7 protein-coding genes and 1 pseudogene are annotated in these 7,492 nt (G+C 46.6%); all 8 read right to left on the reverse strand.

Features of this window, described 5'->3' with window-relative positions:
• Nucleotide 1: 1 nt before the first annotated feature.
• Nucleotides 2-1,873: an AAA family ATPase gene (locus J3351_RS13725; RefSeq protein ID WP_207697982.1), complete on the reverse strand. Its 1,872-nt coding sequence runs from the start codon at nucleotides 1,871-1,873 to the stop codon at nucleotides 2-4.
• The gene (mobQ, locus tag J3351_RS13730) at nucleotides 1,870-3,366 is read right to left on the reverse strand and encodes a MobQ family relaxase (protein WP_207697983.1); all 1,497 of its coding nucleotides are present in this window, start codon (nucleotides 3,364-3,366) and stop codon (nucleotides 1,870-1,872) included. The genes J3351_RS13725 and mobQ overlap by 4 nt, the downstream gene beginning before the upstream one ends.
• A complete protein-coding gene (locus J3351_RS13735) occupies nucleotides 3,332-3,691 on the reverse strand; it encodes a DUF3847 domain-containing protein (RefSeq protein ID WP_207697984.1) in 360 nt (119 codons plus the stop codon). Before J3351_RS13735 ends, mobQ begins: the two co-directional genes overlap by 35 nt.
• Before the next feature lie 70 nt (nucleotides 3,692-3,761).
• Entirely contained in the window at nucleotides 3,762-4,055 is a 294-nt protein-coding gene (locus tag J3351_RS14215) for a hypothetical protein (protein WP_242699433.1), read from the reverse strand.
• Nucleotides 4,056-4,075: 20 nt separating this feature from the next.
• Nucleotides 4,076-4,684, reverse strand: coding sequence for an ATP-binding cassette domain-containing protein (locus J3351_RS13745; RefSeq protein WP_002593328.1), 609 nt, complete (start codon nucleotides 4,682-4,684; stop codon nucleotides 4,076-4,078).
• On the reverse strand, nucleotides 4,681-6,645 hold the full coding sequence (locus tag J3351_RS13750; RefSeq protein WP_004845300.1) for a bacteriocin-associated integral membrane family protein: 1,965 nt from the start codon (nucleotides 6,643-6,645) through the stop codon (nucleotides 4,681-4,683). The genes J3351_RS13745 and J3351_RS13750 overlap by 4 nt, the downstream gene beginning before the upstream one ends.
• Before the next feature lie 215 nt (nucleotides 6,646-6,860).
• Nucleotides 6,861-7,205: a TnpV protein gene (locus J3351_RS13755; protein WP_002593326.1), complete on the reverse strand. Its 345-nt coding sequence runs from the start codon at nucleotides 7,203-7,205 to the stop codon at nucleotides 6,861-6,863.
• Nucleotides 7,202-7,492: pseudogene (locus J3351_RS13760) on the reverse strand (DNA recombinase); the annotation flags it as partial. The pseudogene J3351_RS13760 and the gene J3351_RS13755, both read right to left, overlap by 4 nt.

Consider the following 7,492-nt stretch of genomic DNA (forward strand, 5'->3'; position numbering starts at 1 on the left):
GTCAGTCTCGGAGATAGCAGACCCATGCTGTGCCGTCTTTCTCGGTCACAAGTCTGTCCCCGATACGGCTCTTTGCCGTTCTCATGGTGCGTGAGGAAATCCCACGCTCATTGACTGCCTTTTCCAGCTCTGCGCTCGGCATACGCTTTCCGTCTGCAAGCAGTTCCAGAATGAGCATTTGCGCCTGTGCGGTCTTGCTCTCGGTCTTTGCGGTGTCTGTCCCGGCAAGAAGCTCGTCAGCGGTAATGTCATAAGCCCCTATCCACTCAAAGCCTTTCTCGTCTCCCAGAGAAAAGGCAAGGGACTGTCCGGGCGGCGCAAGGGAGCTTTTCTCATGGATAAGCACCCTCGTTGTGGGGCTGTCCTTCAGCTTGCCAATAAACAGCAGACTGCGGACTGCCGCCGTAATGTCGATAGACCCCAATCCCCGGTAGGTGCTTTGCGTTCCTGCGGCTTTGTTGAGGTGTCCGATCAGCACGATAGCGCACCCTGTAGCCTGTGCAATGTCTCCCAGACTGCGGAAGATGGGACGGACTTCATTTGCCCGGTTCATATCCACATCTGCGCCCATAAACGCCTGCACCGGGTCAATGATAACCAGCCTTGCGTTGTTCTCACGGATTGCTCTTGCTATGCGCTCATCGGCAAGGGTCAGCGGTGTGTCCCTATCGTCAATGACAAGCACTCTTTCAAGGTCTGCTTCCGCTTCCATCAGTCGGGGCTTGACGGTATCGCCCAGACCGTCCTCTGCGGTCTGGTAGATGATGTTGAAAGGCTCAAGGGTCTCCATACCGGGTAAAGGCTTTCGGTTGGTGCAAGCCGCCGCAAGACGCATGGCAAAGTAGGTCTTGCCCTCGCCGGGGTTGCCCTGTATAATCGTCAGCTTTCCAAAGGGGATATAGGGAAACCATAGCCAATCCACGCTCGTCAGCTCCACATCTGCCATGCGGAGCATGGGGACAGGCTGGGCGGTGGGCAGCTCTCGCAGCGTGATTGTCTCGGCTATGAATTTGCGGCTGGGAATGTCCCCTTGCTGGCGGAGAACATCGTTCCAATCTTTCCTTGCCGGGACAAGGCGAATGACGGCGATCTCACCGGAAATGGACTGTGCCAGTCGGGTGCAGGCTTCATTTCCAGCGGTGTCGCTGTCAAGGCAGAGGAACACTTTTCGGGTGTCCTTGCGTTCAGAAAGAAAACGGTCAAGGGCTTTGCCAGAAACGCCGCCCAGGGCAAGATAGCTCCTTGTCTGCCAATCCTGCGGATAAAGGCAGATAAAGGACAAAAGGTCTATCGGAGCTTCAAAGACAAAGAGCTGGTTGCTGTTGCCCTCATATCGGAACGGATAGGACTTGTCAGACCCGGCAATGTCCTGTCTGAATGGGTCTGCCGTTCCTCGCACATGGGCGTATCTCGGTGTGCCGTTTCGGTCTCTGCCGACAAACACAACATTGTGCCGCTTTGCGTCCTCGTAAATATCCCCGGAAAGAAGAAAAGCCTCAACAAGCGTTTTGTTGAGACCTCGGCTTTCGCAAAGATATTGAATTGCTCTGTCGGCTGTTCTGTTGTGCAAGGGCAAGTGGAACGCTGTGGGCGGTGCTGTGGTGGCTTCGGTCTGCCCCTCGCCGCTTTCGCCGGTCAGGAGCTGGACGGCTTCGGGAAAGGATTTTCCGTAAAACTCCATGACAAAATCAATGGGATAGCCGCCCTTGCTCTGGCTGTGGCGAAACCATTTGTTTCCACGAATGGTCAGGCTGTCATGTTCTTTCCAGCGGTATTCTCGTCCGCTTTTGATAAGCGTCTCTCCCTGTGTACGGAGAAAATCTTCCAGACTGACGGCGTTTGCCCGGTCAATCTGTGCTTGGGTATAATTCATCGGGATAGTTCCTCCTTTTTGTGTCGTGTTTGGGGTCGATTTTGGAGCATTTGTTCCTCTGTGCGCTCGTTAAATCGGGCGGCAGTATCTACACATGACTTGACCTTCCAAAGACGGTGTAAATCGTCTCTGACGGTCTTAAACTCGCCATAGGTGGTTTCGTGCGCCTGTTCCAGCTCGTCATACTCGTCGGACAGCTTTTTCATATCCACCTTGCCGTCTGGGAACTCCCCGGTCAGCTTTCGTCTGGCGGCGTAGAACTGTATCAGTTCCGCTTCATGCTCTGCCTTGTACTTGGCTCTGGGCTTCTCAAACTTGATTTTCTGCAAGCCGTCATAGACAGGCTTCAAGTTCTGGAAAGCAGCGGAGCTGTCATAGAGCTGCTTAATTGCTTTCATTCGGGCGGTCTGTTCGTCCAGCGTTTTCTTCAAGCTCTCTGTGGCAGCACTGTGTTCGCTGACACGGTGTTCCAAATCTTCAAGGGAGTAAATGCCGTTTGCCCGGAGATAATTGAAAGTCTCGTTCATCTCCTTTAGGTTGCTGACCTTACCTTTCTGCGAATATGCCCCGGCTCTGCGGCTGGTGTAATAGGCGTTCAGCAGAGAAACAAGGTTGGGTGCCTGCGGCTTGGCAAGCTCTGCTTTTGCTTCGGCAATCCAATCGAACAGGAGAGCGATTTTCTTCTTAATGTCCCGGATAACGGCATTGGTGGCTTTGATCCAGCGGTTGAACTCGCCTTTCTCGGTGCGTATGCCTTTCTTCTCCATTGCCCGGACGGTTGCGCCCTCATGGACAGTGGGAAGAAGCTCCACGCCCTGACGCTCATAGCTTCGGTGGTCGATACGAACATCAAGCCCTTTCTCCGCAAACTTGGCGTTGCATAGTTCCGCCCATGTCTGCCGCCAATGTTCCAGCGTTTCGGGACTGCCCCAGTCGGTAGTGGGAACGGCGTTGAACACAAACTTTCCGTCTGCGTCTCGGATACGGTTGCCGTCCTCGTCCAGCTCATACACCCGGCGTTGCTTTAGTCCCCATTTGCCGTTCTGCTCGATGGGGCGGATGGGGCAAAGCACATGAAAATGCGGGTTTGGTATGCCGCCGTCCTCCCTGTCTGGCTGGTGTACGGCGAAGTCAACCACCATGCCACGGCTCACAAAGTTCTCCAACAAAAATTGCCTTGCAAGAGCGATGTTTTCCTCAAGGGAAAATTCATTCTGCAAGGCAATGTCAAAGCTGTATGCAAGCTGGGCGTTCTTTCCACGCTCGGCTTTTTCCACGGCGTTCCATAGGGTCTGGCGGTCTGCGTATTCTGGCGGTGCATGGGACGGCAGGAAAATATCGGAGCAGATCACGCCGCCCTTGCGGGTGTAGTCGCTGTATTCGCCGTAATACTCGCTATACAATCGCTCCCCGGCACGGTAGGCGGCAGAAGCGATAGCGGACTGTCCTGCGCTTCGCTTAGTCTGCGTGACGCTTAGATGAAATAGTGCCATCGGCTTTCAACTCCTTTTCCCTGTTTGCTTGGCTGATATGGGTAATCGCCATGTGACGGACGGCTCGCTGGACTTCGGACAGAGAAAAGATGTGTTCCATGAGTTCCGTCATTTCGGTGCGTGTGAGATCTTTGACCTCCGGGGCAAGGCTCTCAACCGTGCCGCCCAGATTGCAAAGGCGGTGGGTGCGCTTGGTGCGTTCGCCTTTCTCCAGATATTTCTTTCTGTTCTCCAGACGCTCCAGCTTGTGCTGTTCCTGTAAAAGTTGTGTCTCGGCTCGTTCCTTTTCGGCTCGAAGCTGGTCAATGGTTTTCGGTTTTGTCATTGGAATTGACCTCCTTTTTTGAAAATGGGGATAAAAAAAGACCGCCGACTTTGTGCGCAGAGGGCGCAGGTCAACGGTCAGTTTTTCGGTATTCAGTTTTTTCAAACTTGCTGGCGGCGAACAGCATTTTATGCTGTTTGCGGACGGCAAGTCCACAAGGGATAGCCGCTTTAGCGGCGCAAGGGGGTGTAGCCACCTTGACGGAACGAAGTGACGCAACTTTCTCGGTCGGGCAGTTTTCTTCTGCTGACAGAGAATGAAGCTCCGCAGGACGCACATACTCCCGATAGGAGAGTATAGAAGTGCGCCCTTTAGTTCCTAAAGGGATTTTCTTCTGACCCAAATTATATAAAATGTAGATCAAGACATTTCTAAGAGGTACTCTCAGATTTTCACAACATAAGGTTCATCTTCAATAATACCCTGATCGTGGGTAACAATGATAACCGTTTTACCTTCTTCATTGAGTTCGTGCAATAACCTCATAACAATATCTCTATTTTTCTTGTCAAGTGAGCCAGTAGGTTCATCTGCCAAAACAACAGAACATTTTTTCATCATAAGACGAGCTAAAGCAACTCTCTGTTGTTCACCACCGGAAAGCTGATAAACTTTTTTGTTAACTTCCTTTGATAACCCCACACGATTAAGAGCTTCTTTAAGTGATACTTTAGTTCGGCTTGATTTTTTAATCAAACTTAAATTTTCTTTAACTGTCTTATTTTCAAGCAGTGCAAAATTCTGAAAAAGAAACCCCACTGTATCCGCAAAAAAACTGTTTTTATTTTTAAGCCGGGTAATATTCAGCCCTTCGATTATGATACTGCCGCTATCCGGTTTTTCGATACCACCAATCATATTGAGTAAAGTGCTTTTTCCACTGCCGCTATCGCCGCTGATTACTACAAAACTTCCATCCGGAATTTCTAAATTAAAGTTAGAGAAAATTATTTTCTCTCCAAATGCTTTATTTAAGCCACGAATTATAATCATAAACATCCTCCCTTCAATGACTTTGAGATATTTGTTTTTTCAACCCACATAATATTTGTGAAAATGATTGCCATTTCAATAATGGTGAGCAACGCTCCAATCAGTAAAGCAATCCCGACACTTGCGTTAGATATAAAAATTGAAACAATGCAAATCAATATCACAACGGCTATATTTTCTAAGAGATTAACGGAAATAAATCTTTTGTGCCTTTCATAAAAGCGATAGCCCAAAACCTTTTTGAGGGAGATTTCCATCGCATTAAGTCTAAATTCCATTTTCACTTCAGATATGATGATAGCGATATCTAACAGCAATACTAATACGCAAAGAGAGCTTATAAAGCCAATCAGTTTCACGAGGAAACTATGACTATAAATGTAATCCTCTCCGACATTCGTCAGCATAAAATAGTGTGAACCAAGCTGTTCTGAATATTTTTTCGCAACACTGCGAATTGTGCTTTCATCGCATCCGTAGATTACCTCACCATTATATGTTCCTGTTTCGATATAACTTCCATTTAAAGCAACAGCCTCATTTGCCTGATAAATCACAATCGGATTTGTTACTCTTGACAATCCGTCAATAGCCTCTTCTCTGTTCGAATTGAGATAATAAAATTGTTCTCTGCCAGAATATTCTTTATAAACAACACGCAGTTCTTCTGCATTTTGGGTAAGAGAGCCAATTTCCTCTTTTGCGATATCTTTGTATGATTCCGCATTTCTTCCCTTTGGCACGAAGACCACGATATCCTCTTTTTCATCATCTTCAGTAAGCATATCAGAAAACCCTTGTAGCATATCTCTGGCATTATGATTTACAAAAATATAATTATCCGTATCGCTTATCCGGCTGCCTATGCAGACCACCGGATTTATCGTGTTGTATTCATTTTCGTAAAGGTCATTCCAAAATTTGCTCTCTTTGGATTCCTCCTCATTTTCTTCAAAAGGAGGTTCAATCTGCATAACTCCAAAATAATAATCATTATAATGATTTTCTAAAAGAGTAGTGTTTGTAAGTAAATTACCTTGAATGCTACTGAGATTTGTAGTTATTGTAAAAATTGTCATAGCAGTAGCAAATACTTTAAGACCGTTCAGAAGATAAAACATACCTTTTTTATCTGAAGCATTGGCAAAGGCTTTTTTTACATCAAAGCGGACAAAAGCAGCATAAGGAATTACGGAAAGAACTGCTCCGGCACAATACACTGCCAAAATGAGATGATCTTCATACGCTCCCGATATAAATTGAGAAACAAGCAACTTTGCTAAGACGAATAATGCAGCATATGAAATCATATCAGCCACTACAGCTTTTAGAGCAATCACAGCAGCATTTTCGCCCAGAGAAGCTCGTACAACTACTTCCTTTTGCCTGCGTATCACCTCAATCATATTAAGTACAATCATCAATATGGCAACCAGGCCCCAAACAATGAACATCATATCAGTTTCGGTTGATTGCCAAAACTCTGGCTGCGATATAGAATATTCTTTTGCCAAATCTTGATATGTGGCAATAATGTCATCATCATCACCGATATAGCTGACCATTATTTCCTGTCCATTGCCTGTGTTTTTTGCTTCTCTAAAATCTTCAAATTCTATTACGGTGATTCCACCTATCAAAGCCGTATATGTTTTTTCCTCAATATCCATTGTGCTTTTAAGACTATCCCGAACAACGGTATCATCACCATAAATATAAAGTCTTGTCTGATAATTAGAAACTCTCTGATTAAAAGTCGAAAAAATATGAACACCATGCTTCTCAGCTGTATCTTCTGCATTGGCTAAAAATGAATCCATATCGTCATTAGTAGTTGTGTATCTGGACGATAAATAATAAGCACCATTAAAGTTCCAGAGCATATTTTGATATACTTCAGCTTGCATAACAAAAGCAAAAATAATCGTAATCAACAGCAATATATTTCTTATATGTTTCATTTGAAATTCTTAAACCTCCTTTGAATAGGTAACAGACACACGATTGCCCAAAATACTAATATGGATTTTTTCATACAACCACATTCTCTTGTTAGATTCTAATTTTCCGTTTTCTTTATTCGCATAAATTGTACCATAAAACTCGTGAACAATTCTACCGTAACTTTGGACTACATGAGAAAAGTCCGAACAGTTTTCTGCCCGGACTTCCTCGCTCAATCATAAATCAATTCCACTTTCACAATCTCCTCTGCCTGTGCCTTGCAAGCGTTCATCTGCCGCACCCATTCCATTTGGTTTTCGGCTTTCAGTTGCTCGGTCACGCCGTTTTGCTCTGCCAGTGACCGCACGATCAGCTCCATGCGGTTTCGTGCTGTTTCGTCAATCTCGGCGCAATGCTCAAAGAGCTTGTCGGATAGCACCAGCTCATTGAACAGTATCGGACGGTGCATTTCCAGATACGCCTTGCGAAGTCTGCCGTAGTGTCCGAGGGGCTTGGTCTTGCGGATAATGATGTTTGGGATAAGATAATCGCCGTTCTGTGTGTAAGTGATATTCATGCTGTTTGTACTCCTTTCATCGGCTCTCTCTGCGGTAAACTGCTGACAGGGACGAACACGCCCTTTGCAATGTCCTCCGCACGAATGGCGGCTTTCTTGGCTTCGATTTCTGCCTTTTTCCGCTTTTTGATTTTGTCCTCGTATCGCTTCTGTGCTCCGCTGGCTTTCCGCTTCAAGTAGTTCTGGTGGAGCCTGTCCTTGCGTTCCTCACGCTTGCGGATTTCCTCTAATTCCTCCGGGGTAAGCTCCACTTCGCCAAACGCAGGGGGAACGAAACGACCCACGAA

The sequence above is a fragment of the Faecalibacterium sp. Marseille-Q0746 genome (assembly GCF_017377595.1).
GTDB classification, from domain to species: Bacteria; Bacillota; Clostridia; order Oscillospirales; family Ruminococcaceae; genus Faecalibacterium; species Faecalibacterium duncaniae.